20 protein-coding genes are annotated in these 25,725 nt (G+C 72.7%); 13 read left to right on the forward strand and 7 right to left on the reverse strand.

Annotated features, from left to right (window positions below):
- Positions 1 to 103 precede the first annotated feature (103 nt).
- The gene (locus ACIRL2_RS03470) at positions 104 to 679 is read left to right on the forward strand and encodes a phosphoribosyltransferase family protein (RefSeq protein ID WP_395872164.1); all 576 of its coding nucleotides are present in this window, start codon (positions 104 to 106) and stop codon (positions 677 to 679) included.
- Between the two features lie 45 nt (positions 680 to 724).
- Here ACIRL2_RS03470 and ACIRL2_RS03475 read toward each other — a convergent pair whose 3' ends face one another.
- The gene (locus ACIRL2_RS03475; RefSeq protein ID WP_402229876.1) at positions 725 to 1,093 is read right to left on the reverse strand and encodes a WhiB family transcriptional regulator; all 369 of its coding nucleotides are present in this window, start codon (positions 1,091 to 1,093) and stop codon (positions 725 to 727) included.
- 262 nt (positions 1,094 to 1,355) lie between these two features.
- On the opposite strand from ACIRL2_RS03475, the gene ACIRL2_RS03480 reads away from it, so the two are divergent.
- The 7 genes from ACIRL2_RS03480 to ACIRL2_RS03510 all read left to right on the forward strand — a co-directional run bounded on the left by ACIRL2_RS03480 (position 1,356) and on the right by ACIRL2_RS03510 (position 13,195).
- Entirely contained in the window at positions 1,356 to 3,248 is a 1,893-nt protein-coding gene (locus tag ACIRL2_RS03480; RefSeq protein ID WP_402229878.1) for a penicillin-binding transpeptidase domain-containing protein, read from the forward strand.
- A 240-nt stretch (positions 3,249 to 3,488) separates the two neighbouring features.
- The gene (locus ACIRL2_RS03485; RefSeq protein WP_395872170.1) at positions 3,489 to 3,719 is read left to right on the forward strand and encodes a hypothetical protein; all 231 of its coding nucleotides are present in this window, start codon (positions 3,489 to 3,491) and stop codon (positions 3,717 to 3,719) included.
- 120 nt (positions 3,720 to 3,839) lie between these two features.
- Entirely contained in the window at positions 3,840 to 4,241 is a 402-nt protein-coding gene (locus ACIRL2_RS03490; protein ID WP_395872172.1) for a hypothetical protein, read from the forward strand.
- A gap of 281 nt (positions 4,242 to 4,522) precedes the next feature.
- The gene (locus ACIRL2_RS03495; protein ID WP_395872174.1) at positions 4,523 to 5,935 is read left to right on the forward strand and encodes a HEAT repeat domain-containing protein; all 1,413 of its coding nucleotides are present in this window, start codon (positions 4,523 to 4,525) and stop codon (positions 5,933 to 5,935) included.
- Positions 5,936 to 6,026: 91 nt separating this feature from the next.
- On the forward strand, positions 6,027 to 7,574 hold the full coding sequence (locus tag ACIRL2_RS03500; protein ID WP_395872176.1) for a hypothetical protein: 1,548 nt from the start codon (positions 6,027 to 6,029) through the stop codon (positions 7,572 to 7,574).
- Positions 7,571 to 8,422, forward strand: a complete 852-nt coding sequence (locus ACIRL2_RS03505; protein ID WP_395872177.1) for a hypothetical protein — start codon at positions 7,571 to 7,573, stop codon at positions 8,420 to 8,422. The genes ACIRL2_RS03500 and ACIRL2_RS03505 overlap by 4 nt, the downstream gene beginning before the upstream one ends.
- Before the next feature lie 222 nt (positions 8,423 to 8,644).
- The gene (locus tag ACIRL2_RS03510) at positions 8,645 to 13,195 is read left to right on the forward strand and encodes a hypothetical protein (protein WP_402229881.1); all 4,551 of its coding nucleotides are present in this window, start codon (positions 8,645 to 8,647) and stop codon (positions 13,193 to 13,195) included.
- Here the strand turns inward: ACIRL2_RS03510 and ACIRL2_RS03515 are convergent.
- Positions 13,192 to 13,773, reverse strand: a complete 582-nt coding sequence (locus ACIRL2_RS03515) for a nuclear transport factor 2 family protein (RefSeq protein WP_402229884.1) — start codon at positions 13,771 to 13,773, stop codon at positions 13,192 to 13,194. The two genes, ACIRL2_RS03510 and ACIRL2_RS03515, sit on opposite strands and share 4 nt — an antisense overlap.
- Positions 13,774 to 13,870: 97 nt before the next feature.
- On the opposite strand from ACIRL2_RS03515, the gene ACIRL2_RS03520 reads away from it, so the two are divergent.
- Positions 13,871 to 14,998: a serpin family protein gene (locus tag ACIRL2_RS03520; protein WP_395872183.1), complete on the forward strand. Its 1,128-nt coding sequence runs from the start codon at positions 13,871 to 13,873 to the stop codon at positions 14,996 to 14,998.
- Positions 14,999 to 15,154: 156 nt separating this feature from the next.
- Here ACIRL2_RS03520 and ACIRL2_RS03525 read toward each other — a convergent pair whose 3' ends face one another.
- Positions 15,155 to 15,958, reverse strand: coding sequence for a sugar phosphate isomerase/epimerase family protein (locus ACIRL2_RS03525; RefSeq protein WP_395872185.1), 804 nt, complete (start codon positions 15,956 to 15,958; stop codon positions 15,155 to 15,157).
- A gap of 76 nt (positions 15,959 to 16,034) precedes the next feature.
- On the opposite strand from ACIRL2_RS03525, the gene ACIRL2_RS03530 reads away from it, so the two are divergent.
- Positions 16,035 to 17,009, forward strand: a complete 975-nt coding sequence (locus ACIRL2_RS03530) for an LLM class F420-dependent oxidoreductase (RefSeq protein WP_395872186.1) — start codon at positions 16,035 to 16,037, stop codon at positions 17,007 to 17,009.
- Here ACIRL2_RS03530 and ACIRL2_RS03535 read toward each other — a convergent pair whose 3' ends face one another.
- From ACIRL2_RS03535 to ACIRL2_RS03550, 4 genes are all read right to left on the reverse strand, one after another.
- Positions 17,010 to 17,876: an amidohydrolase family protein gene (locus ACIRL2_RS03535; protein WP_395872188.1), complete on the reverse strand. Its 867-nt coding sequence runs from the start codon at positions 17,874 to 17,876 to the stop codon at positions 17,010 to 17,012.
- 101 nt (positions 17,877 to 17,977) lie between these two features.
- Positions 17,978 to 19,171, reverse strand: a complete 1,194-nt coding sequence (locus ACIRL2_RS03540; protein WP_395872190.1) for a lipid-transfer protein — start codon at positions 19,169 to 19,171, stop codon at positions 17,978 to 17,980.
- The gene (locus ACIRL2_RS03545) at positions 19,168 to 19,614 is read right to left on the reverse strand and encodes a Zn-ribbon domain-containing OB-fold protein (RefSeq protein WP_391582043.1); all 447 of its coding nucleotides are present in this window, start codon (positions 19,612 to 19,614) and stop codon (positions 19,168 to 19,170) included. Before ACIRL2_RS03545 ends, ACIRL2_RS03540 begins: the two co-directional genes overlap by 4 nt.
- Positions 19,615 to 19,750: 136 nt before the next feature.
- The gene (locus tag ACIRL2_RS03550; protein WP_402229888.1) at positions 19,751 to 20,662 is read right to left on the reverse strand and encodes a diiron oxygenase; all 912 of its coding nucleotides are present in this window, start codon (positions 20,660 to 20,662) and stop codon (positions 19,751 to 19,753) included.
- Between the two features lie 166 nt (positions 20,663 to 20,828).
- On the opposite strand from ACIRL2_RS03550, the gene ACIRL2_RS03555 reads away from it, so the two are divergent.
- From ACIRL2_RS03555 to ACIRL2_RS03565, 3 genes are all read left to right on the forward strand, one after another.
- Positions 20,829 to 22,850, forward strand: coding sequence for an acetoacetate--CoA ligase (locus ACIRL2_RS03555; protein WP_402229890.1), 2,022 nt, complete (start codon positions 20,829 to 20,831; stop codon positions 22,848 to 22,850).
- Positions 22,851 to 23,520: 670 nt separating this feature from the next.
- On the forward strand, positions 23,521 to 24,957 hold the full coding sequence (locus tag ACIRL2_RS03560; RefSeq protein ID WP_395872196.1) for a glycosyltransferase 87 family protein: 1,437 nt from the start codon (positions 23,521 to 23,523) through the stop codon (positions 24,955 to 24,957).
- 62 nt (positions 24,958 to 25,019) lie between these two features.
- The gene (locus ACIRL2_RS03565; RefSeq protein ID WP_395872198.1) at positions 25,020 to 25,676 is read left to right on the forward strand and encodes a CDP-alcohol phosphatidyltransferase family protein; all 657 of its coding nucleotides are present in this window, start codon (positions 25,020 to 25,022) and stop codon (positions 25,674 to 25,676) included.
- The last annotated feature ends 49 nt before the right edge of the window (positions 25,677 to 25,725 follow it).

Genomic DNA, 25,725 nt, shown 5'->3' on the forward strand with positions numbered 1-25,725 from the left:
GCGGGCCGCCCGGGCGGGTTCGCGGATTCGATCGTTCCCGCACCGGTAGCCTGTCCGGTCGAAGATCCACGACCGGTGCCGGAACGGAACGGGGTGCGCCGAGGTGACGAGCCGTCAGGGCAGCGTGGGACCCATCGCGCGCCGACTCGCGGACGCGTTCACCTGGCGCGAGACCCCCTGGGGCACGTTCGCCGACGCCTCCGGCTGGTGGCACGATCCCGAGGTGCTGGCGATGTTGGGCCCCGGGCTGGGCGCGCTGCACGCGGAGGCGCGGCCGACGCTGATCGTCGGCATCGAGACGCGCGGCCTGGTCCTGGGTCCGATCACGGCCCTGCACCTGGGCGTCGGCTTCGTCGAGATCCGCAAGGATCGGCGGATCGTCGGCGACGGCCGACGACCCGGCGACGATCCCATGCTGCGTGCCGCCACCCCGCCCGAATACCAGGACGGTGGCCTCACATTGGTGGTCCCGAGCCGGCTGTTCCGACCGGGCGATCGGGTGCTCCTGGTCGACGAGTGGCTCGAGACCGGCGCGCAGGCCAGCGCCGTGCGGCGGATGGTCACCGAGGCCGGCGCCGAGTGGGTCGGCGCGGCGGTCGTGGTGGACGCGTGCGCGCCGCACGTGCGGGATCGACTCGACGTGCGCGGGCTGCTCACCGAGGACGACCTGCCGGCCTGACCCCGGATCCGGCCGCGCGCCCGACGACGCCCGACGCGGGCCCGATCAGGCCGCCGTCGTGGTTTTCTCCCGCTCGTGCTCGTGCTCGTGCGCGTGTTCCTGCTCCTGCTCGCGCAGCAGTGCGGCGCGTTCGGTCTCACCGAGACCCGCCCACACACCTCGGCGCTCCGGGACCGACATCGCGTGCTCGTGGCAGCGCCGCCGCACGGGGCAGGACAGGCAGACCTTCTTGGCGACCCGCTCGCGCGCCCGGCGCTCGCCGGGCCGCTCCTGGTCGTCACCGAAGAAGAGGCCGGCGTCCAGGCCCCTGCAAGCCGCGTCCTCCTGCCACCCGTAACGCGGTGGTGTCGGTATGGCGATCCGTGTGGTCCCCATCGCCCCGTTCTCCTCCTGCTCGACGGTGCCAACGGTCAACTCGGGCCCCCTTCCCGGCGGACCCTCATGCTCCTACCGACGCATCGGATGGGGGACCGGTTTCCTTCGGTCGCGAATTCGGCTCCCGTTCGGCAAGGGTTGAGGGCGATCCCTCACGTCCCCCGTTCGGAGCACCTCAACAACCAGGTCACAAGTCGGTCGTACAGCTGCCCGATGGCCGAAGTCGTTCGGCGGTCCGGGTAGCGTGACCGAAGACCTCCGGCGGGCCGCCGGGGGTTCATGGACGTTCGGGAGGAATCTGGTGGGCAGCAAGAAGCGGCGGTTCCCGTCGACCGTGCCCTTGGCGTTGTCCGTCGTCGTGGTGGCCGCGTTGACCTCGTGCAGTGGCGGCGGTGACGAGAAGAAGGACACGTCCGAGACCACGGCCAGGAACTTCCTGAGCGCGTGGCAGGCCGGCGATCTGGTGAAGGCGGCGTCCTTCACGGACAACCCCACCACGGCGCAGCAGGGGCTGGACACCACCGGCAAGCAGTTGGGCATCGTCAAGGCCGAGTACAAGCCCGGTACGTACACCAAGGGCAAGGACAACGCGCCCGCAACGCTCACCTACAACGCGACGCTGACCCTCAAGGGCGTGGCCGACCCGGTCAAGATCGACTCGACGGTCCCCGTGGTCACCGCGAGCGGCAAGTCCACCGTGCACTGGACGCAGACCATCGTGCACCCCCAACTCGCCGACACCGGGAAGATCAAGCGCGACCGGACGCTGCCCAAGCGCGGCGAGATCCTGGACCGCTCGGGCAAGGCGCTGGCCACCTCGACGCCGGTGGTGGCGTTGTCCCTGTGGCCCGCCAAGATCACCAACCCGGACTCGCTGTACGCCGCGCTCGCCGACCCGATGTTCGACCTGGACATTCCCAAGCTCAAGTCCCGGGTCGCGGCCGCGGATCCGAACCAGTCGCTCCCGCTGGTGACCCTGCGCAAGGAGAAATGGGACGGCGGCGGCCAGGTCAAGCTGGCCGGTCAGGCCGGGATCCAGGTCAAGGAGGGCACGCAGCAGACCAGCGACGTGGCCAAGCAGATCGTCGGCACGGTGGGCTCGGGCGACAACGCGGACCTGCTCAAGAACGCGGACCCGAGCGCGTCCTCGGCGGACTCGGTGGGCGCGTCCGGGCTCCAGTACCGCTACGAGAAGAAGCTGGCCGGCACCGCGGCCCTGAAGATCACCATCGTGGATGCCGCGGGCGCCGAGAAGGCGAGCCTGGTCGACGTCAAGGGCAAGCCGTCCGAACCGCTGAAGACCACCCTGGACCCGAACACCCAGAAGCGGGCCGAGGAGGCGCTCAAGGCGGTCACCGGCGGCAACAACGCCTCGATCGTGGTGATCGACGCCAAGACCGGCGGGATCATGGGTGCCGCGAACACCCCTGCGAACGGCGACAACCGCGCGTTCACCGGTCGGTACCCACCGGGCTCGACCTTCAAGACGGTCTCCTCCGGAGCGCTGTTGCGGGCGGGCCTGAAGCCGACCGACAAGGTGCCGTGTGAGAACACGCTCGTGGTCAACGGCCAGACCTTCAAGAACTACGACGGTCTCCAGCCGATGCCGAACGCGCTCTTCCAGGAGGACTTCGCGCAGTCCTGCAACACGGCCTTCATCGGCAACCGGTCCAAGATCGACAACGACACGCTGAACAAGCTGGCCGGCGAGCAGTTCGGGATAGGCGCCAAGTGGGACGTCGGCACGGCGACCTTCGACGGTTCGGTGCCCGCGGCCAACAGCGAGAACGACAAGGCCGCGTCGATGATCGGCCAGGGTCGGGTGCTGGCCAGCCCGCTGGTGATGGCCTCGGTCGCCGCGACGATCGCCTCCGGCAAGTTCAACCAGCCCGTGCTCGCGCCGGACGACGTGCCCGGACGGGTGCCCTCGCACGACCTGGACCCGGCCATCGCCGGTCAGCTCAAGGCGCTCATGCAGGGCGTGGTGGCCAACGGCTCGGGCAAGATGCTCCAGGGCATCCCGGGCACGGTGGGCGCCAAGACCGGTACCGCCGAGTTCGACGAGAAGGGCGAGACCCTCACGCACGGCTGGATGATCGCGTTCAAGGACGACGTCGCGATCGCGGTCCTGGTCGAGAAGGGCAAGTCCGGCGGCTCGGCGGCGGGACCGGTGGTGAAGGCCTTCTTCGGCTGACCCACCGGGGGAATCGGATACGGCGACGGGCCGTTGGCGATTCCCTCACACGAAGGAACCGCTCGACTCGAGGCCCCGGCGCGCGACGCGTGCCGGGGCCTTTCGACGCGTCGGGGTGCGCCTCGTGCGCTCCTTGTGCCACCGGAGACACCTGGACACCGTCCGAACGCGGTGCGAGCGTGAGTGGTGACCGGCAATGACAACGGCGATCGTTTTCGCTCTCCGAAGGGAGTCGACGTCATGTCGAACAATGTCACCCTGGTGGCCCGGGTTCCGGTGCTGCCGTCCGCCGACGCCGATCGTCCGATCGAACTGCGATTCGGCCCGCACACCGACGAACAGGGCCGCCCCACCGACGAGTGGACGGTCGAACGACTGACCCCGGACCAGGCCGCCAACCTGGTCGAGGACCTGGCCGCGGTGCTCGGCCTGAGCGTGGTCGGCCCGGCCGAACTCCGGGTGGTGTCCTGACCGACCGCACCACCCCACCGTCCCACTCGCGTGGCGCGCGCATGCGCCGTACGGGTGGGACGCGTGCGTGCGGGCGCGCTTTCCGGCCGGCGCGCCGCCGCCGCGCCGCACAATGGCCGCGTGAGCAGCAAGACCGCAGTCGTACCGAATCCGACCGCCGCCGGCGAGTCGCCCCCTCCTCTCGCGGAGCCCGGTCTTCGGGAGCCGCCGCCGGGCCCGATCGGCGAGCGACGCAAGGAGGCGGATCTGCACGCCGCGGGTCCGCGCGTGCGCATGGTCCTTCCGGACGGGCAGCACCTCGAGGTCACCCTGGTGAGCTGGCATCAGTACCGGGACGGCACCTGGCGCGCCCGCGTGCGCTGGCCCGTCTGGGGGGCGTACGGCTTCGCGGCCGACGTGCGGACCCGGGCCTGGGCGATGGAGTCGTTCGTCCCGGCGAGCGTGCTCGGCCCGCTCGACGGCGAGGACTACGGGACCGTCCGGCGCGACCGGCCGCGCGTCCAGGTGCCCAAACAGCACTGAGGCGCGCCGGCCGGGCCCGGCCACGGAGGGGTCGACCCGGGTCGGCCGGCCGGGGTGGGGCGGATCGCCCTGTGGGTGTCGCCCCCGCACGGCTGCCCGCGGATCGCCCCGCGCGGCGCGTACGCCCATCACACCCGCGGGTCGCACACACGAACGAGGTCGGTACAGTTCGTAGCTTCGGGTGACGAAACAGCGACGAGGTTTCCCCGAAACAACGGGCAACGGGTACATGTGTCCTAAATCCTGTTGCTCCAGGGTTGCCGGCCACCGATGCTTGCGGCATGTTCGATCCGGTCATCACCTCGCATGACGCCCTCCTTGGCCTGCTTCGCAGCGGCCACGGTCAGGGCGCCCGGCGGGCCCTCGTCGCCGACCGCGTCGCTGTGCTCGACGCGCTCGACGGCTGTGTGGTCCGCGATCCCCGCACCGTTCCGGCCACCGAGTCGCGGTCGCTGTACTACGCGCGCCTGTACGCGGACCTCGACGCCGGCCTCGACGGCCTTGCCCGACACCTGCTGTGTGACGACGACTGGACCGACGAGGACGCGGACCGTACCGCGCTCCCGCTCGCCGTCCTCGGCACCCTCGCCCGGCTGGGCCGCGCCGACGCGATCACGCTGCTGCGGGACTACGTCCAGGAGGGCCGCGACTGGCCCGAGGCGCTGGACCGGCTCGCCGCGATCGGCCACGACGCGGCCCTGACCGGTCTGCTGGAGGTGGTCCTGGACCGCGGCGAGGACGACGAGCTCTACGACTGCGTCAAGCGCTCCACCGGGATGCGCCCGTGGCGGGTCTGGGCCGCCGAGGACGAGCGCGTGCGCACGGTCGTCGAGCAGGTCGACCTGGACTGGTGGAACTGGGAGTTGACCCGCTCGGTCAAGACCCCCGCCGGTCCGACCGCGCCCGCGCAGACCGTCGACCAGGTGCTCTCCGAGGCCGCCGACGGCCCCCGACAATCACTCGCGTGCGGACGACGGCTCGGCGCCGTGGCCGGCCCCGAGCACCGGGGCGCGATCCTGGCCGCCGCCTGGGCCGGCCCCGACGGCGCCCGGGCCGCCGCGCTGAGATACCTGGGCGAACAGGGCGACGGCGCGCTCCTGGACCTGGCCGAGGGCGCGCTGGCGCCGGAGGCGCCGACCGGCGTGCGGCTCGCCGCCGCACACGCCATCGGCGGGCTGCGCAGCCCGGCCGCGGTCGAGCGGGCCCGCACCTGGGCCGGCCGCGAGGACCTGCTCGGCGAGGTCGCGATACGGATACTGGCCGGCGCCGGGGAACCCGTCGACGGACCGATCCTGTTGGCCGCGCTGCGCACCCGGGTGGCCGAGCCGATGCGCGTCGGCGCCCCGATCACCGACCAGGCCGACCACTTCCGACTGTGCGACCTGGTCTCCGGGATAGGGCGCCTGGCCCTGGTCGACGCGCTCGACCTGGTCCGGGGCGTCTACCGGGAGGCCGCCTCCGCCGGACTGCGCGCGTGCGCGGTGCGCACCCTGGCCCGGATAGAGCCCTCGTTCGCCGCCGGGACCGCCGTCGAAGCCCTGTGGGACTGCCAGGCCGACACCCGACTGATCGCCGCGCGCCACGTGGACGCGCGCCGCCCCGAGGCCGTGACGCGCCTGCGCCGACTCGCGGGCGACCCGGCCGAGCACGACGAGGTGCGCACCGCCGCGCTGGCCAGGCTGAGCGAGATGTAGCCGCTCGCCCGCCGACCCGCGCCCCCGTTCGGCCCCCGGGGCCCCAGGGCGTGTCCGAAGCTGTCGGCCGAACGTCCTAGGCTCTACTCCCATGACCGTTTCCGCCCGAGCCGTCCTGCCCGGGGAGCTGCCGCCGACCCTCGGTACGGCGCTGCCCCCGGGCGCGGCACACCCGCGCTCCGGGGTGACCGAGGAGGGGCTCGCCCGCCGCCTCAAGGCCCTCGCCTGCACCGCGCCCCTGCACGACCTGGAGGCGCGCAAGGCCAACCTGGCGGGCGAGTACACCGTCTACGCGATGGCCGAACTCGGCCTCACCGCGATCGACCTGGTCACGGTCACGATGGACTTCGACACCGGCGCCGACCACGACGAGATCGTCGCCCGGCTGCGCCCCCGGGTGGCCGCGCAGGCGCCCGGACGCGATCCCGCCGAGTACGAACGTGTCGCCCGCTGGGTGCTGGAGAACCTGATCAACGTCGGCAGTGTCGACCGGGGCTTTCGCGCGGTCTACGGGATGTGGACCCGCGAGGGTGAGTACATCCGACGCGACTACGACTTCAAACTGCTCGAAGAGGTTCCCGGCCCGGACGGGCACATCTTCCTGCGCGCCACCGACGAGGCGATCAACGTGCTCGTCGGCGCGCTGGACACGGACGTCACCAGCGCGCAGATCGCCGCCGACGTCAAGCTCGAACACCTGATCCGGCGCGGCCGACTGGCCGAGGCGCGGTTCGCCGCCGAACAGGCCCGCTACCGCACCGTGCAGTACGCCGAATCGCTGCGCCGCGCGCTGGACGCGACCCGGCGCAACGTGCGCGCGGTGGACTGGTTGCGGGCCGTGCCGGACCTCATCGACGAGGCGTTCGAGCACGTCGCCGACCGCTACCGGCACGAGAACGCGATCCTGATCAACATCCGGCGGGCCCGGGACGAGGCCGAGGAGAGCGAGCGCAAGCGCGGCGCGGCCGAACTGGTCGACATCGTGCAGGACTGCATCCGCCGGCACACCCAGTTGCAGACCCGGCTGATGGAGGCCGGGCCGCTGTTCCGCGCCGAGCAGGATCGGCAGGCGTTCGCCGCGCCGAGCACCCGCACCGGGCTCGACCTGTACGGGCAACTGCTGCGCCCGCTCCTGGAGTTGCCGGTCGGCGACGCACGCCGGGTGACCGACCGGTTCTTCGCGGCGGGCACGGGTCTGCGCACCCCGGTCGCGGTGCGCCTGCACGATCTGACCGAGATGCTGCTCACCCCGCCCGCCCCGCGCGACCACCTCGGCGCCGAACTGCCCGAGCCGGACGTGTCGCTCACCCCCGACGACAGCCGCTACAGCGAGAGCCAGCACGACGCGGCGGCGCTGCTCCTGGACATCCCGCCGGAGACCCCGCGCAGGCTCTCCGGGCTGCTCGCCGAGGCCCGCGAGGCGGATCCCGACCTCGGCTACCTGGTCGCGCTGCTGGCCTTCCACGCGGCCTCGCCGCCGGTGGGCACCGCGCTGCGGCAGGGTGACCGCACCCTCCTGGTGGCCGTCGACGACGGCACCGAACTCGACGACCCCGAGGTCGGCGGCGCCGACCTGATCATCGGCACGGCGGTTCTGACCGGCGCGCGACCCGAGCCGGAAGGCCCCACCCCCGCATGAACCACGACACGGCCGGCGAGGCCGCGCCGATCACCTCGGCCGACGTCGGCGACGCCGCACGCCTGGTCGCCTACGGCCTCCAGCCCAAGCTGCTGCCCGCGCGCGACGCCGAGTACGCCGACCTGATCCGCAGACACCGCGAGGACCCGCGCTTCGCGGCGCTGGCCGCGGCGGTAGCGGCGGGTTTGGGCCTGGTGGTTCTGGAGGTGTCACCGCGCGCCGGGATGGCGGTGACCGCCGGCGAGGACTCGGTGTTCGCGGTCCGGATGGGCGACTACGCGCGCCGGGCCGGCACCGAGTCGACCGACCGGTTCCTGCACGGCCTCGCCCACCTCGCGGTCGCCGCGATGGCCTTCCCACGTCCCGAGGACCTCGCCGACGACGCCTACGTGGGCCGGCTCAGCGTGCACGGCGTGGACGCGTTCGTCCGCCAGGCCTGCCTGCGCCTGGAGGAACGCGCCGAGCAGCGCGGCGAGATCAGTGACCCCGAGGTGGACGGCCCCGGCCTGGAGGTCGCCTGGCGGGTCTACGCCCGGCGCAGCGCCACCGGCGCGACCAAGGACGCCCGCCGGCTGGCCGCGTCCACCATCGGCATCGTGGCCAAGGCGGTTGCGTTCCTGGTCGACTCGGGCTTCCTGCACCGGGTCTCCGACGACGCGGGCGGCACCTACCGCACGACCGCGCGTTATCAGCTGCAGGTGCGCGACACGGCCGGTTCGGCGGCGATGTCCGAACTGCTCGAGCTGGGCGTGGTGGCGGTGACCGACGGCAGCCCCAGCCTGCTGGCCGCCGCGACCGACGGCGGCGAGTTGGCGCCCGGCGCCGGGTTGCCCTTTCACGGGGTCTGACGGGTACGGGGGCCGGCGGGTGTGGGGATTCGCCCCGTCGCGGAGTCCGAGTCGTCCCGGAGCCGGCTCGTCCCGGACTCGGCCGGTCCGGGTCCGGCCCCGAGTGGGCGGCGGGTGCCGGGTGTTCCCGGGCGCTTCGCCCGCCGAGTGTTCTTCGCTGTGTTGTTCGACCGCTGTGTGATCGTCTTGTCCCGCGCTTCGACCAGAGAGATTTGACCGCCGATGTACGAGCTGTCCCGGGTCCGCCTGTTCTCCATCGGGCCCGCCGGTGCGCGTTACGCCGACACCGTGCTGGACCTGCGCGGAGTCGGCGCGCCCGTGCCCGACCCGGCGCCCAGGCAGGCGCAGTTGTTCGAGGGCGAGCCGGTCGGGCCGCCACGCCGGCCGGCGCCGGCGGGCGTGTTGTTCCTGGAGAACGGCGGTGGCAAGTCGGTCCTGCTCAAGCTGATCTTCTCGGTGATGTTGCCCGGACACCGCAACACGCTGGGTGGCGCCAGCTCGGGTGTGCTGCGCAAGTTCCTGCTCGCCGACGACTGCGGGCACGTCGCGCTGGAGTGGCAGCACGTGCTCACCGGCGAGACGGTCGTGGTCGGCAAGGTCAGCGAGTGGCGCGGGCGTCAGGTCTCCTCCGACCCGCGCAAGTTCGCCGAGAGCTGGTACTCCTTCCGGCCCGGTCCCGGGCTCACCCTGGAGGGGCTGCCGGTGCAGGTCGGCGGGCGGCGGCGGACCATGCGCGGCTTCCGGGACGCGATGACCGAACTGCACAAGGTCTACCCGGACGTGGACGTGGTGTGGGAGGAGATCCACGACCGCTGGATCGAGCACCTGAACGCGCTCGGCCTGGACCCCGAACTGTTCCGCTACCAGCGTGAGATGAACGCGGACGAGGGCGAGGCGGCGGGCCTGTTCGCGGTCAAGAACGACGCGGACTTCGTCGACCTGCTGCTGCGCGCGGTGTCCGATCCGGCGGACACCGACGGGCTGGCCGACCTGGTCGACGGGTTCGCGGTCAAGCTCGCCCAGCGGGCCGAGTTGACCGCCGAGCGGGACTTCGTCGAGGGCGCGGTGGAACTGCTCGACGCGGTGAGCGAGGCGGCCGGCCGACGCACCAGGGTGCGGGCGGCGCATCGCGGCGCCGAGGACGCCGCGCGCGGGCTCGGCCGCGAACTGGGTGCCCGGGCCGAACGCGAGCGTGAGCGGGCCGCCGAACTGGCCCGCCGGGTGGCCGAATCCGCTGCCGCGGTGGACGCCGCCGAGCGGGCTCGGGCACACGCCGCCCTGGTCACCGCCGAGATCACCCACCGGCACGCGGGCATGCGGTTGACCGCCGCGGAGAAGGACGCCGCGCGGCTCAAGCGCGAACTGGCCGACGCACGCGGGCTGCACTCGGCCTGGCTGGCCACCGAGGCGGTGCTGCGGCACCGGGCGGCGGTGGACCGCTCCGAGCGGGTGGACGTGGCGATCCGGGCGGCCGAGCGGGACGCCGCGCCCGCGCTGGCCGCCCGGCAGGAGGCGGCCGGCGCGCTGGTGCGCGCGCTGCACGCGGCCGCCGCCGGGGCCGAGGGCCGGGCGGACACCGAGGAACGCCGGGCCGCCGAACTCCAGGACCGGGGCGAGCGGGCCCAGCGGGCGGCCACCACCGCGGCGACCGAGGCGCAGCGCACCCGCAGCGAGGCGGCGCACCTGCGCGGCCGACTCGCCGAGGTGGGCGCCGAACTCGATCTGGCGGTGCAGGCGGGCTGGATCGACGACGACGGCGATCCGGCCGAGTCCGCCGCGCGCGCCTCGGACGAGGAGAAGGCCGCGTCTGCCGCGTGGGCGGAGGCCCGGGTCAGTGCCGAACAACTCGCGGCGGGTGTGCGCGAGGCCGAGTCGGCGCGCGGCCGGGCCGAGTTGGCCGCGGCGCGGGCCGCGGACCGCCTCGGTGTGGCCGAGGCCGACCTGACCGCCGTGCACGCGGGCGCGGCGGCGTTGGCGGCCGATCCGCGGGTGGCCGAACTGCTCGGCCCGGACGCCGAGGTCGCGGTCGGCGAGCAGGCCGCGCAGTCCTTCGACCGGGCCGCCGACGTGTTGCGCGAACTGCTCGCGGAGGCGGTGTCCGACGGCGAGCGCACGCTGTTCCAGTTGCGCACCGGCGCCGCCGACGACTCGCGGATCCTGGGCGCGCTCGGCGACGGCGGTCTGCTGCCCGCCGGGCCGGATGTGCTGGCAGCGGTCGAACTCCTGGGCGAGCACGGCATTCCGGCACTGCCGGGCTGGCGCTACCTGGCCCAGTCGGTACCCGCCGAGCGGCACTCCGCAGTGCTCGCGGCCCGCCCCGAGCTGGTCGACGGCGTGATCGTGACCATGCACAACGCGATGGACCGGGCCCGGGACGTGCTCGCCGAGGCCGCGCTGTTGCCGCGCTCGGCGGTCGCGGTGGGTACCCCCGAGGCGCTGCTGGAGCCCGGCGTGGACCGCCCGGACACCTTCCTGGTGCCGCCGAACCCGGCGATGCACGACGAACGGGCCGCGGACACCGAGCGGGACGCGCTGCGCCGTCGGGCCGGCGAGCGGCAGGAGGCGATCCGGGTCCGGGCCGCGCGGCTGGAGGGGGACCGCGCGTTGGCCGGGCGGCTGGCGACCTGGCGGGCCGCGTGTCCGGCGGGCCGGCCGGCCGCGCTGTTCGAAGCGGTGAGCGAGGCGCGGCACGAACTGGCCGCCGCGCAGGCGGCCGGGGAGGCCGCGGAGATCGCCGCGGTGAGCGCCGAGCAGGCCCGCGTACAGGCGGTGGACCGGCGGGACCGGCGGATGGACGCCGCGCAGACCGCGCGCCGCCGGGCGGACGCCTTGGCGGGGCTGGCCTTCCGGCTGCGCGAGCGGGCCGGATGGGCGCGCCGGATCCGCGAGTTGGAGCAGGAGACCGCCGAACACGAGGCGGGCGTCGAGGCGGACCGTACGCTGGCCCGGACCGCCGACGAGGACCGCAGGCAGGCGCAGCGCTCGGCCGACGACGCCCGGCGGACCGCTCGCGCGCTGCGCGAGGAGCGCGCCGAGATCACCGGCGCGCTGGAGGAGCAGGTCGCCGACGCGCCGGCCGACGAGGCCGCCGCGCGCGCGTCGCTGCCCGCGCTGCGTGAGGCGTACCGCACCGCCCGCGCGCTGTACGAAAAGGTCGGTGTGGGCGCCGATCTGCGTGCCGAGCAGGCCCGGGCGGAGAGCGAGGAGTCCGCCGCACAGAGCACGCTGGACCGGCTGAGCGCGAAGGTGCGCCGGCAGGCGGCCGAACTGCTCGACGGATTCGACGGCTCCGACGGCCCGTCCCGATTGGCCGCGGCCGGCCGCGCGGAGGACCACGTACGCACCCTGGAGGGCCGGGCCGACGCGGCCAGCGAGCTGCTCGGCCGGTTGCGCGGCGAGGTCGAGCGGCATGCTCCGGCCGAGGGCCGCGAGCATCACCTGGACCTGCCCGAGGAGCAGCGTCCCCGGGACGGCGCGCACGCGCTCGAACTGCTGCGCGCCGCCGGCGCCGAGCACGCCGGGCGTACCGAGGCGCTGACCTCGGCGCGCGAGACGCACGGCCGGTTGGCCCGTGAGCACACCGACGCGGACCACGCGGCGGGTGCCTTCGGCGAGGTGGCGGCCTCGCTCACGGACACGCTGCCGACGATGGCGGTGGATCCCGAGCAGCCGCCCGCGACGCCGTTCGCGAGCCCGGTCGCGGACGCCCGGGACGCGGCGACCACGTGCCGGCGGGCGCTGCGCGCGGCCGCGGCCGAGTTGTCCGCGGCCGAGAGTCAGGTCCGCGATCGCATCGAGACGCTGGTGCGGCACGCCGGCGCGACCCGATTCGAGCAGGTCCGGATGCCCGCCCGGCAGCAGATCCGGGAGCTGCCGCCGGCCGCGCTGGCCGAGCACGCGCCCGCGTGGTCGGCCGCCTTCGCGCCGCGCCTGCGGGTGCTCACCGACGAACTGCGCCAGATCGAGCGCAACCGGGACAGCATCGTGGACCGGATGCGCGGCATGGTCGAGGCCGCGCTGACCACGCTGCGCGCGGCCCAGCGGTTGTCCCGGTTGCCGGAGGAACTCGGCGAGTGGTCCGGCCAGGAGTTCCTGCGGATCAGGTTCGACGAGCCGGACGCGGCGGGCCTGGTGGAGGCGCTGGGCGAGGTGGTCGACGAGGCCACGCGCACGATCAAGCGCGGTCGCGACGGCACGGTCGGCGGCGTGCGCCGGGACGGGATGACGCTGCTGCTGCGCGGGGTGCACGCGGCGCTGCGTCCGCGCGGGGTACAGGTGGAGATCCTCAAGCCGGACTCGGTGCTGCGTGCCGAGCGGGTGCCGGTGGGCCAGATGGGTGACGTGTTCTCCGGTGGGCAGCTGCTCACCGCGGCCATCGCGCTGTACTGCACGATGGCCGCCCTGCGCAGCAACGATCGTGGTCGGGCCCGGCACCGGCACGCGGGCACGTTGTTCCTGGACAACCCGATCGGGCGGGCCAACGCGTCGTATCTGCTCGAGCTGCAACGCGCGGTCGCGGACGCGCTGGGTGTGCAACTGGTCTACACGACCGGGTTGTTCGACACCACGGCGTTGGCCGAGTTCCCGTTGGTGGTGCGCTTGCGCAACGACGCGGACCTGCGCGCGGGGCTCAAGTACATCTCGGTCGAGGAGCATCTGCGGCCCGGGTTGCCGGTGCCGCAGGAGCCGGACGCGCCGCAGATCGTCGGCGAGATCCACGCGACGCGGGTGTTCCGCCGGCCGGTCGAGGTCGCGGCGGAGTCGACCGACTAGGACTCGCCCGGATCCGTCCGGCCACGGTCGTTCGGACCGGTTTCGGGCGGGGCGATGGGGAAGGGCGCGTACACCGCGTCGGTGCGGTCCCGTCGGCCCGTCCGGATGCCCTCGGGCACCGGCCACTGTCCCGCCGCGTCGTCGACCCGGACCCACTCGGTGGTGGCCACGCGGCGGGCGATGCGCCACACGCCGTCGCGCCGGGCGAAGTCGTCGATGTAGCGGAATCCGGTGATCAGGTTGCCCCTGGGCGCGGGGTCGGCGCTGCGGTGGAAGGCGGTTCCGTACGTCTCCGAACGGGCGAGATCGGGCGTGTCGTCGCGGAATTCCACCAGGTGGTTGCCGGTGAGATGCATGGTCGAGGTGTATCGGGGGAGCAGGCGACCGATCCACGCGAGGTATTCGTCCACCGTCCCGGCGAAGCTGCCGTGCTCGTCGGTGGCGTCGGGGTGGTAACACGCGCGGACGGCGTCGAGGTCCATGCGATCGATCCCCCGGCAGTACCGCATGACCACGTCGTGGATGGCCTGACGGTCGATCAGTCTGCGTAGCTCCAGGTCCCCGCCGAAGTCGTTCATGACCCACGACACTACGGTCGGGAGGGTTGGATTTCCTCGACCGGGGGAGACCGAAACAACTTCCGGGCAGCGGCGACGCGACGACAAGGGTGATCAGATGGAACCGGCTCTGCGTGAACACGCGGGCACCGTACGGGAACTGGCTTCGCGCTGGCTCGACTCGATGCTGAGCGATCCCGATGTGCGGTCGGCCGGCGGCGACGTGGTGTGCTCGCCGACCGGTCTGTGGCTCGCGCTCGCGGCGGTGGCCACCGGCGCGGAGGGCGACACCGCCGAGGAACTCGCCGATCTCGTGGGCCTCGCGTGGCGCGAGGCGGCCCCCGTGGTCACCGCCGTCGCGCGCGATCTGGCCGGCACCGAGGCGCTCGCGGTGGCGACCGGGGTGTGGAGCGCGTCACCGCTGCGCGAGGGGTTCCGCGCCGCGCTGCCGGACATCGGGTTCGGGGCGTTGGCGGCGCAGGCCGACCTGGACGCGTGGGTCGCGCGCGCCACCGACGGGCTGATCGAGCGGATACCGGTCGAACTCGACGCGCGGACCCGGGTGGTGCTGATCAGCGCGCTCGCGCTGCGGGCCCGCTGGCGTGAGGAGTTCGACGCGGCCAGGACCCACGACGGATACTTCCACGCCGCCGACGGGACGCACACCCAGGTGCCGACGATGCGGCGCGAGGTGCCGGCCGCGGATGTGTGGGCGATCTCCGGTCGGGACGGCGAGGTCACCGTCGTGGAGTTGGCGTGCGCGGGCGAGCGGCCCGCCCTGGTGCGGTTCGCGCTCGGCCCGGAGCACGCGCCGCCGGCGTCGGTGATCACCGCGGCGTGGGCGCCGCGCGATACGGGGAAGGCGTACGAGGGCGAGGACGTGGAGGTGCGGCTGCCGCGCTTTGAACTGCGGACCCGGCTGGATGTGGTGCCGCATCTGATCGACCTGGGCCTGGAGGCCGCGTTGACCGACGTCGCGGACTTCGGCGGGATGACCGACGAGCCGGTGTGTGTCGATCGGGTGGTCCAGGAGTCGTTGTTGCGGATCGCCGAGGAGGGTGTCGAGGCGACATCGGTGACCACGGTCAAGCTGGACTGGATGAGCCACGAGCCGGAGCCGGTCCGGCGGCGGGTGGTCTTCGACCGGCCGTTCGCGTGCGTGGTGATGGACGCCTCCGGCTATGTGCCACTGTTCGCCGCCTTCCAGGCCACCGCGCCGCGAGACGCGCCCGATCAGGGGCTGTGAGGCTCCGGCTGCGGTGACGGGCCTGGGCGGGATCCGCACGGGTCGCGCGGCGCCGCCGGGTCGGGGGCGGCGCGCCGGTGTCGTGGTCGGCCGCGCACGGGCCGGCGACCGTGGCCGCGTCGCGCGCCCCCGACGATCAACCGGCCCGAGCGTCCCTCAGGCCCAGGTCCGCTCCACCGCCGCCCACGCCGCGCGCGCGTACTCCACCGCGCCGAGCGCGGCCAGTTCCGGATTGATCACCTCGACACTGACCGGCCCGTCGTATCCCTTGGCCGCCAACGCGTCCCGGAACGCGCCCAGTTCGAACACCCCGTCGCCCGGCAGCACCCGCCGCGACATGCACTCCGTATACAGATCCGCGCCCGCCGGCAGCAGTTCCGGGTGGTCGTCGATCTGGACGTAGGCGATCTCGGCGACCGGGAGTTCGGCGAGCGTGGTCCAGGTGTCCGGGCCTTGGAAGAAGTGCCACGCGTCGACCAGGACGCCGGAGTTCGCGGTCCCCGCGTGCGCCACCAGGGTGCGCGCGTCGGCGATCGTGGCGATCGGGGTGAACGGCAGGAACTCGACCGCCGCACGCGCCCCGGCCTGCGCGATGATCTCGGCGCAGCGGGCGAACAGGTCCGCGCAGCGTGCGTCGGGCGGCAGCATGACCATCCCGAGCGCGAAGTCGGCGCCGAACGCCGCACACGCCTCGGCCACCTGCCGAGCGCCCTCCAGTGCGGCGGCCTCGTCCGCGTCCACCACGAAGCCCAGCATCTCCGGACAGCGCAGCCCGGCCGCGGCCACCTCGGCCGCGAGCTCGGCGAGCGGCCGGCCGTAGCCGAGCACGGAGAACACGTCGAGCCCGATCGCGGTGAATCCGGCGTCGCGCACCGCGGCCGACAACTCGGGCAGGGGCGGCGCTTCCCGGGCGCCCGCGAACGGGGAGAACGCGAACGTGTTGAGGCACAGGGTCGACATGGTGCCTGACGCTACATCAGGTATCCGGCCGGTTGTGGTAGTCCTGAGGAACCATCAGGACCGCGGAGGAGCACGCATGAGCCAGTCCCGATATGGCATCACCGTTCCGCTGAACGCGCCGCTCGCCGACCACCCGCGCCTGATCCGCGAGCTGTGCGCGGCCGGCTACACGGACGTCTGGTCGGCCGAGGTGGACGGCCTGGACGGCTTCACCCCGCTCACCGTGGCCGCCCTGGCCGATCCGGACGTGCGCCTGGGCACCGCGATCGTCTCGCCCTACACGCGCGGCCCGGCGACGCTGGCGATGACCGCGGCGGCGCTGGCCGAGGTGGCCCCGGGGCGTTTTCGGTTGGGCATCGGCGCGGGGTCCGCGCCGATCGTCGAGGCGTGGAACGGCGCGAGCTTCGACCGGCCGTACCAGCGGGTGCGGGACACCGTGCGGTTCCTGCGCGCGGCGTTCGCGGGGGAGAAGGTGACCGAGGAATACGAGACCTTCGCGGTGCGCGGCTTCCGGCTGTCCCGAGCGCCGCAGAGCCCGCCGCCGATCCTGGTCGCGGCGCTGCGCCCGGGCATGTTGCGGCTGGCCGGACGGGAGGCGGACGGCGCGATCCTGAACTGGCTCTCCGCCGAGGACGTCAAGCGGGTGGTGCCGTACGTGCACGAGGGCGGGCCGGACAAGGAGATCGTGGCGCGCATCTTCGTGATCCCGATCGAGGACCGGGACACGGCGCGGGCGATCGGCCGGCGGATGATCACCTCCTACCTCACCGTGCCGGTCTACGCCGAGTTCCATCGCTGGCTGGGCCGCGCCGAGGAACTGGCGCCGATGTGGGCGGCGTGGGCCGAGGGGGATCGCAAGCGGGCCCTGGAGCTGGTCCCGGACGCGGTCCTGGACGACCTGATCGTGCACGGCGGCCCGGCCGAGTGCCGGGCGAAGATCGCCCGCTACGTCGACGCGGGCGTGACCGTCCCGGTCCTGGCGGTGGTCGACCCGCGCCCGGACGCCGACCCGATCGAGGCCGCGCTCGCGCTCGCGCCGGCCGCCGACTGATCACAGACCCAGGACCCGAAGCGCGTTGGTGCGCAGGAACTTCGGCCACACCTCGTCCTTGAGGCCCACCCCGGGCAGCTCGGCGAAGATTCGGTCCAACGTCAGGCCGTACGGGAAGTAGCCCGCGTACATGATCTTGTCGGACCCGCGCGTGTTCGCGTAGTCGACGATCGCGCGCGGATAGTGCTTGGGTGCGAAGGCCGACGAGGACCAGTGCAGTCCGGGCCACTTGAGCATCAGCTTGACCGCCAGGTCGCACCACGGCTCGCCGCCGTGCCGCATCACCACGGTGAGCTCGGGGAAGTCGTAGCAGACCCGGTCGAAGCGCATCACCTCCTGCGCGGCGGCCGGCACCCGGGGGCCGGGGATGCCCGCGTTCACGAACACCGGCAGACCGAGTTCGACGCAGGTCGCGTAGAGCGGGTAGGCCAGCCGGTCGTCGATCGGCACCGGGGGTGTGCAGCCGCACGGGAAGAAGGTCGCGGCCAGTACGCCCACCTCCTCGCGCGCCCGGCGCAGACCGCGCACGCCCGCCATCACGTCGGTGGGATCGACCTGGAAGCTGCCGAGCAGCCGGTCCGGGTGCCGGCGCACCGCCGCCGACGTGTCCTCGTCCTCGAACGAGACCGGGATCAGCGCCTTCTCCACGCCGAACCGGTCCATCTCGCGCAGCAGGTCCTCGGCCGAGGAGTCGGTGCGCTCCATCTCCGGCAGGTCCTTGAACATGTATCCGGCCGGATGGGTCATCCCGGTCCGGCTGTCCTGATCCCGCAATGTGCCCGCCATCGCGGTCGCCCACCAGCGCCGATCACGGTTCGGCAGCCCCATCAGCAGGTCGACCACGCCGACGCCGTCCGGAAATCCCATACAACCCTCCGTTGAGACGGAAACGATCCCGGAGTCGACGGGTCGGCATGTGCCGAGGACCGCGCCGACCCCGAGACCGTTTCGGTGCATCCGAGCCGGTGCTACCGGGTGACGATGATCGACGAGCCGTGTCCGAACAGACCCTGGTTGGCGGTGATGCCCACCGTCGCGCCGGGCACCTGGCGCTCGCCCGCGTCGCCGCGCAGTTGCCAGGTGAGCTCGCAGACCTGGGCGATCGCCTGCGCCGGCACCGCCTCGCCGAACGAGCCCAGGCCGCCGGAGGCGTTCACCGGGATCCGGCCGGTGATCTCGGTCGCGCCGTCGCGCAGCAGCTTCTCCGCCTCGCCGCGCGCGCAGATGCCCAGGTCCTCGATCCAGTCCAGCTCCAGCGCGGTGGACAGGTCGTAGACCTCGGCGAGACTCAGGTCCTCCGGGCCGATGCCCGCCTCCTGGTAGGCGGCCTGTGCCAGCGACGCGCGGAAGGACAACTCGTTCGGGGCCACCGCCACCGAGGAGTCGGTGGCGATGTCGGGCAGCTCGATCAGCGCACTCGGGAAGGTCGGGGTGACCGTGGAGACCGCCGCGATCCGCACCGGGGAGGTGGTGTGTCGCGCGGCGAACTCCTTGCTGCACAACACGACCGCCGCCGCGCCGTCGGAGGTGGCGCAGATGTCCATCAGGCGCAGCGGGTCGCACACGATCGGCGAGGCCGCGACGTCCTCCATGGTGAACGCCTTGCGGTAGCGCGCGTTCGGGTTGGCCAGACCGTTGCGCGCGTTCTTGACCTTGACCCGGGCGAAATCATCGACGGAGGCGCCGTACAGGTCGATCCGGCGCCGAGCGTACATTCCGAAGTAGGCCGGGTTGGTCGCGCCGAGCACGTGGAAGCGCACCCAGTCCGGGTCGTCCGGGCGGTCGCCGCCCACCGGCGCGAAGAAGCCCTTGGGGGCCGCGTCCGCGCCGACCACGAGCGCGACGTCGCACAGACCCGCGAGGATCTGCGCACGGGCGCTCGCGATCGCGTGCGAGCCGGACGCGCAGGCCGCGTACGAGCTGGAGATCCGCGCACCGGTCCAGCCCAGCGCCTGGGCGAAGGTGGCGCCCGCGACGAAGCCCGGATAGCCGTTGCGGATGGTGTCCGCGCCGGCCACGAACTGGATGTCCTGCCAGGCCAGGCCCGCGTCCCTCAGCGCGTCCTGGGCGGCCTTGACGCCGTACTCGACGAAGTTGCGGCCCCATTTGCCCCATGGGTGCATGCCCGCGCCCAGGACGACGATCTCGCGGTCGGTGCTCATGCCTTGACCTCCACGGGTCGCACGTTCCACGTGGTGTAGACGTGCTCGTCGTTCTCGTACAGCACGCCGGGCACGATCTCGACCTCGACCCCGACCTTCAGGTCGTCCACGCCGACGCCGGGCGCGCCCTGGCCGAGCACGATCAGGCCCTCGGCCTCCAGGCGCACCGCGATGATGGTGAACGGCTGCCACTCGGTGTCCGGGTCGGACACGAACGGGGCCGGCGGGCGGTAGCCGGCGTTCGTGTAGGACCACACCGTGCCGCGCCGGGACAGCGGTACCTCGGCGAACTCGGTGCCGGCGCACGCCGGGTTGCTGCAGAACGTCTCCTGGCGCGGGAAGAACACGGTCCCACAGGCGGTACACCGGGTGCCGAGGAGGGAGAAGTCCTCCCCGGACGTGGTGAACCAACCGGGGACCACAGGCTTGTGGTCCTTCGTCACGGGGCCCTCCAACTCGTCTGGCCGTGTCGTGCGATGTGTGTACGGACCACAGTCTGACGGATCGTCAGTTCCGGGCGCCAACCCGACCGGGGTATTTACGGTCACAGCCGCCCACGCCCGCCCGCCCGGCCCGACGCTATATCTGACGCCCCATCAGGCCCGAGGCCCGCCACAGCCGTTGCCCCGGTCCGCCGAGCAGGCCGTGCTCGTCGTAGAACGCGATCAGCCGCCGCGACCAGTGGCCCAGGGTGTCCAGGCGATGCGGATTGGCGCGCGCCGCCTTGTACGCCTCGGCCGGATCCAGTCCCACCGCCGCGTAGACACCCGGATGGACCAGGCGGGTGGCGATGATGTGCGCGGCCCGGGCCAGCGCGAGGCGGGTGATCGCCCGCTCGGCGCGGGACATGTGCGGCGCGCCCCGGGTCACCTCGTCGCGCGCGTAGCGCACGTGCCGGGCCTCCTCGATCACGTGGATGCGCGCGGTCTGCCGGGTGATCGGCTGGAGCGACTCGTCGGCCATCATCTCGCGCTGCATCGTGTCCAGGACCTCCTCGGCGATCAGCGCCATCGCGAAGGCCTGCACGCCCGAGCCGAGCGTCTTCATCGCCCGCGCCGCCATGTGCGCGTACGGGCCGGGTCCGTACTCGGGGCACTCCAGTTTGTCGATCAACCTGCCGAACATGGTCGAGTGCCTGCATTCCTCGGCGATCTCCATGAACGCGTACTGCACGTGCCGCGAGGTCAGCGGGCGGTCGTAGACGTGCCGGATGAGCAATTGCATCAGCACGACCTCGAACCAGATGCCGACACTGGCCATCGAGGCGACCTCGTGCCGGGACAGGTCGATCCGCTGCCGTTCGCTCATGCGTTCCCAGGTCGGCGTGCCGTACAGGCTGACCCGGTGCGCGGGCAGGAAGTACGCGCCGTCGAGCAGCGGCGCGTCCCAGTCGACGTCGGTGATCGGGTCGAACGCGTGCGAATGCGACGCGGCGAGCAGCCGCTCCGCGACGCGCTCGCGGTCGGTGACGGTGCCGTGCGTGGTGGGCATGCGAGGCCTCCTCTGCCGGACTTGTTTCCCGTCGGTAACATCCCGCGTTCGGCGCGGCGCGTCCAGAGTGGGCACGAAGATCCTTTACGACCCGCCCGGGGGATGCGCGCCGAGGCGCGAGATGGCAGGGTCGGGGGGCACACCGCGCGGAGGGGGCAGTAAAGATATGACGGAATCGAGCGAGCGGGCCGAGTTGCTGTGGCAGCCGTCGGCCGAGCGGGTCGCCACCGCGGCGGTCACCCGCTATCGCGAATGGCTCGGCGCCGAACGCGGCGTCCGCGCCGAGGACTACGCGCAACTGTGGGCCTGGTCGACCACCGAGCCCGAGGCCTTCTGGGCCTCGCTGTGCGACTGGTTCGAGCTGGACCTGGGTGATCGGGACGTGGTGCTGGCCGACCGGACCATGCCCGGCGCCCGCTGGTTCCCCGACGCGCGCCTCAACTACGCGCAGCAGGTGCTGCGACACGCCGAGGACGGCGACCCGGAGCGCGCCGCGATCGTCTACCTGGACGAGGAACTGACCCCGCGCGAGATCTCCTGGGTGGAGCTGCGCCGCCAGGTCGCCTCCTGCGCCGCCACCCTGCGCGAGCTGGGCGTACGGCCCGGGGACCGGGTCGCGGCCTACGTGCCGAACACCCCGCACGCGGTGATCGGGCTGCTCGCGTGCGCCGCCATCGGCGCGGTCTGGTCGGCCTGCGCGCCCGACTTCGGCGCGCGCAGCGTGCTGGACCGGTTCCAGCAGATCGAGCCGGTCGTGCTGATCGCGGTGGACGGCTACCGCTACGGCGGCAAGGAGATCCGCCGCGCCGACGTGGTCGCCGATCTGCGCGCGGGCCTGCCGACGGTACGACACGTGTTGCATGTGTCGCTCCTCGACGAACCGACGCCCGCCGACGTGCTGCCGTGGGCCGAGGCGATCGGGCGCGAGGTCTCGGGCGCCGACCTCGACTTCGAGTCGGTCGGCTTCGACCACCCGCTGTGGATCCTGTACTCGTCCGGCACCACCGGCCTGCCCAAGGCGATCGTCCAGGGCCACGGCGGCATCGTGCTCGAACACCTCAAGCAGGCCGCGTTCCAGCTCGACCTGGGCCCGACCGACCGGTTCTTCTGGTACACCTCCACCGGCTGGATGATGTGGAACATGCTGGTCGGCGGCCTGCTCGCGGGCAGCACGATCGTGCTCTACGACGGCAGCCCCGGCTACCCCGGCGCCGACGCGCAGTGGACCGTGGTCGAGCGGGCGAAGGTGACCTGGTTCGGCACCTCCGCCGCGTACGTGATGGCCTGCCGCAAGAACGAGCTGACCCCGCGCGTCAGCCACGACCTGAGCCGGGTCCGGGCGGTCGGCACCACCGGCTCGCCGCTGCCGCCGGACGGCTTCCGCTGGATCTACGACGCGGTGGGCGCGGACATGTGGCTGGCCTCGGTCAGCGGCGGCACCGACGTGTGCAGCGCCTTCGTCGGCGGCAGCCCGGACCTGCCGGTGTACCTCGGCGAGATCCAGTGCCGCGCGCTGGGCTGCGCGGTCGAGGCGTGGGACGAGGACGGCCGGCCGGTGGTGGACGAGGTCGGCGAACTGGTGATCACCCAGCCGATGCCCTCGATGCCGGTGTACTTCTGGAACGACCCCGACGACCGGCGCTACCGGGCCAGCTACTTCGACACCTACCCCGGCGTGTGGCGGCACGGCGACTGGATCACGCTCACCGAGCGCGGCACCATCGTGGTGCACGGCCGCTCCGACTCGACGCTGAACCGTCAGGGTGTGCGGATGGGCTCCAGCGACATCTACGAGGCGGTCGAACGCCTGCCCGAGGTGCGCGAGTCGCTCGTGGTGGGGCTGGAACTGCCCGACGGCGGCTATTGGATGCCGCTGTTCGTGGTCACCGCGCCCGGACACACCCTTGACGACGCGCTCAAGGCGCGGATCCGCACGGTGATCCGTGAGGAGGTCTCGCCGCGCCACGTGCCGGACGAGATCATCGCGGCGCCGGGCGTGCCGCACACGCTCACCGGCAAGCGGATCGAGATCCCGGTGAAGAAGCTGCTCCAGGGCCGCCGACTGGAGGACGCGGTCAACCCCGGCTCGGTGGACGACCTCGACGTGCTCCGCTTCTACGCCGAGGTGGGCCGGTCGCGGGCCCGTGCGCAGGAGGACCGGCAGGAGACGAAGCAGGGGGAGAAGTAGGGGACAAGCAGGGATAGGCGGGCATTGCCGGACCGATCGGGGCAATGCCCGCAATTCCGCGAAGCGACCAGGAATGTAACGCATACGGAGTAGTGCGGAGCAAGCGGCCGTTTGCGGCGGTGCGATCAGGTGCATGCCCGAGGCGTCACATCGCACCCAGCGCTTCCTCGGACGTCTCCCGACAGCGGCAGCGGTCCTGGTCGTGACATCGGTGGCCGGCCACCTCGCGCTCGCGCCGGTCGCGCCGACCGCCGCGGTGCCGGGCCGTCGGGTCGAGCTCCCGGTACCGGTGCCCACCGGGCCGATCCGGCAGGTCCCCTACCGCGAGGGCCGCGAACTCCGGTTCGCCGGGTGGGATCTCCTGCTCGCCGACGCGTACACTCTCGCCGGGCTCGCCGCGCTGATCACGATCGCGGTCGGCCTCGCGGCGTCTCGAGGAAGGTGGGCGAGCGGGTCGGCGGAAGCCGTTACGCTCGGTCCGCCCGAACCGGTGGGCCGACCGTCCCCGGGGAGTTCCACCCCCACGCCGGCCGGGGCCCGGGCCCCGGCCCGGAGCGCGTCCGGGAACGTCCGCCGGTTCCCGGCACCGGACGCCGGGCCGGACCGAACCGGCCGTGTGGATATCCTGACCCGGCGCCACCCGGCCAGGCGCCCATTGAACCGTGCAGTTGTGGAGTCCCCGACCGACATGTCCTTCCCCCAGGTGCTCGTGACCTCCTGCCGCGAGCTCTTGACGCTCGCGCCCCGCGTCCCGTTCGGGCACGAGCGCGGCCGGGAACCGCGTCGACCGCGCCGCGCCGCCCTCGTCGGCGGCGCCCTGCTGGTGCTCTCGCTCGGCCTGTGGGTGTTGTGGACCTACCTCGGCCGCCGCGACATGTGGCACATGCTCGACCTGAGCGTCTACCACGACGCCGCGCACCGCTTCCGCGACGGCGACGAGATCTACACCCGAAACTACGGCAATTGGACCGACAAACTGCCGTTCATCTACCCGCCGATCTCGGGCCTGGTGTTCTACGGTCTGCTGCCGCTGGGCTTCGCCGGCCTCAAGTGGTTCATGGCGGTGGTGAGCCTGCTCTCGCTGTTCGCCGTGGTCTGGTCCGCGTGGGGCATGCTCGGCTACCGCCGCGGTCTGGGTCGGCTCGGCGTCAGCGCGGCCACCTTCGCCGTGGTGTTGTGGCTGGAGCCGGTCCAATGGACGCTCGTGTGGGGGCAGATCAACCTGCTCCTGTTGGCGCTGATCGTGCTCGACCTCGGGCTGCCGGACAGCCGCAGATACAAGGGCGTCGGCGTCGGCATCGCGGCCGGCCTCAAGCTCACCCCCGGCATCTTCATCGTCTACCTGCTGATCACCCGCAGGTTCCGGGCCGCCGCGGTGGCCGGCGGCGCGTTCGTGGGCACCGTCCTGGTGGGTCTGGTCTCCGCGCCGTCCGGGTCCGTCTACTACTGGTCGCACATCGTGTCGATCAGCGGCAAGGTCAACGACAAGCTCAGCGTGGGCACGCTCAACAACCAATCCGTGCAGGGCATGTTCACCCGGCTGCTCGGCGACGGTGGGGTGGCCTCGGGGCTGTGGTTCCTGTGCTGCGCGCTGGTCGGCGCGCTCGGCCTGGTGGCCGCCGCGCGGGCCTCGCTGCGCGGGCACGAACTGGTCGGCGTGGTGATCACCGGCGGCCTGTCGCTGTTCGTGTCGCCGATCTCGTGGTCGCACCACTGGGTCTGGGTGGTGCCCGCGTTCGTCCTGCTCGCGCACGCCGCGCTGACCCGGGCCCGACCGCTGTGGTGGTGGCTGACCGGCACGTTCTTCGCGTTCTTCGCCGCGTGGCCGCTGCGGCTGAACGTGCGCGGCGACTGGGACGACACGCAGACCCTCCAGCCGTGGGGCCTGATCTGGCTCGCCCCCCGGGACGGGAACCGGGAACGGCACTGGACGCCGATCGAGTTCGTGCTCGGCAACGGATACCTCTTCGCGGGCATCGCGCTGACCCTGCTCCTGGTGTGGCGCATCCTGCGCGACCGCACCCCGCTGCCCACGGTCGCGGAGCCGGTCGCCGAGCCCGCCACCCCCGACCCGGACCCGGTGAGCAGCGGATCAGCGCGTCACTAGGCTGGACTCCGAACGAGTCGGACCCGGAACGAGAAGGCCCACCGGCAGAAAGCAGAGGTCCCGTGGAGGCCCACGTGGACGCGGCGCCGCCGCATCCCCGAGACGGCGGCGTGGACGCTCCCAGCGACCGGGTCCTGACCATCCCCAACGCGCTCAGCTTCGCCCGGCTGCTCGGCGTACCGGTCTTCCTGTGGCTCATCCTGGCGCCCGAGTTCGGCGGTCCCAAACACGACCTCTGGGCGCTCGCACTGCTCATGCTCAGCGGGATCAGCGACTACCTGGACGGCAAACTCGCCCGCAGGTGGAATCAGGTCAGCAAGGTCGGCGCGATCCTGGACCCGGCCGCGGACCGACTCTACGTGCTGGCCACCCTGGTCGGCCTGACCTGGCGCGAGATCCTGCCGATCTGGCTGACCGCGATCATCCTGGGCCGCGAGTTGTTCATGGGCGTGGTACTGCTGATCCTGCGCAGGCACCGCTACGGCGCGCTCTCGGTCAGCTTCGTGGGCAAGGCCGCGACCTTCAACCTCATGTACGCCTTCCCGCTGCTGCTGCTCAGCGACGGCACCGGACGTGTCGCAACTCTCGCCGCGATCTTCGGATGGGCGTTCGCCTGGTGGGGTACCGCTCTGTACTGGTGGGCAGGAGTCCTCTACGCAGCCCAGGCCAAACGCCTCGTGGCCGCGGACAAGGCGGGTCGCTCGGCGACCGCCGGGTAAGCGCAGGGATCGCCCGACACCGCGGCGATCACCACGTACTGAAGGCACG

It is taken from the genome of Embleya sp. NPDC127516 (genome assembly GCF_044765325.1).
GTDB lineage: Bacteria > Actinomycetota > Actinomycetes > Streptomycetales > Streptomycetaceae > Embleya.

Excerpts from the sequence above, each read along its gene's own strand:
- ACIRL2_RS03485 (WP_395872170.1), top strand. The coding sequence starts at position 3,489 with ATGTCGAACAATGTCACCCTGGTGGCCCGGGTTCCGGTGCTGCCGTCC.
- ACIRL2_RS03495 (WP_395872174.1), top strand. The coding sequence starts at position 4,523 with ATGTTCGATCCGGTCATCACCTCGCATGACGCCCTCCTTGGCCTGCTT.
- ACIRL2_RS03500 (WP_395872176.1), top strand. The coding sequence starts at position 6,027 with ATGACCGTTTCCGCCCGAGCCGTCCTGCCCGGGGAGCTGCCGCCGACC.
- ACIRL2_RS03505 (WP_395872177.1), top strand. The coding sequence starts at position 7,571 with ATGAACCACGACACGGCCGGCGAGGCCGCGCCGATCACCTCGGCCGAC.
- ACIRL2_RS03510 (WP_402229881.1), top strand. The coding sequence starts at position 8,645 with ATGTACGAGCTGTCCCGGGTCCGCCTGTTCTCCATCGGGCCCGCCGGT.
- ACIRL2_RS03515 (WP_402229884.1), bottom strand. The coding sequence starts at position 13,773 with ATGAACGACTTCGGCGGGGACCTGGAGCTACGCAGACTGATCGACCGT.
- ACIRL2_RS03520 (WP_395872183.1), top strand. The coding sequence starts at position 13,871 with ATGGAACCGGCTCTGCGTGAACACGCGGGCACCGTACGGGAACTGGCT.
- ACIRL2_RS03525 (WP_395872185.1), bottom strand. The coding sequence starts at position 15,958 with ATGTCGACCCTGTGCCTCAACACGTTCGCGTTCTCCCCGTTCGCGGGC.
- ACIRL2_RS03530 (WP_395872186.1), top strand. The coding sequence starts at position 16,035 with ATGAGCCAGTCCCGATATGGCATCACCGTTCCGCTGAACGCGCCGCTC.
- ACIRL2_RS03535 (WP_395872188.1), bottom strand. The coding sequence starts at position 17,876 with ATGGGATTTCCGGACGGCGTCGGCGTGGTCGACCTGCTGATGGGGCTG.
- ACIRL2_RS03540 (WP_395872190.1), bottom strand. The coding sequence starts at position 19,171 with ATGAGCACCGACCGCGAGATCGTCGTCCTGGGCGCGGGCATGCACCCA.
- ACIRL2_RS03550 (WP_402229888.1), bottom strand. The coding sequence starts at position 20,662 with ATGCCCACCACGCACGGCACCGTCACCGACCGCGAGCGCGTCGCGGAG.
- ACIRL2_RS03555 (WP_402229890.1), top strand. The coding sequence starts at position 20,829 with ATGACGGAATCGAGCGAGCGGGCCGAGTTGCTGTGGCAGCCGTCGGCC.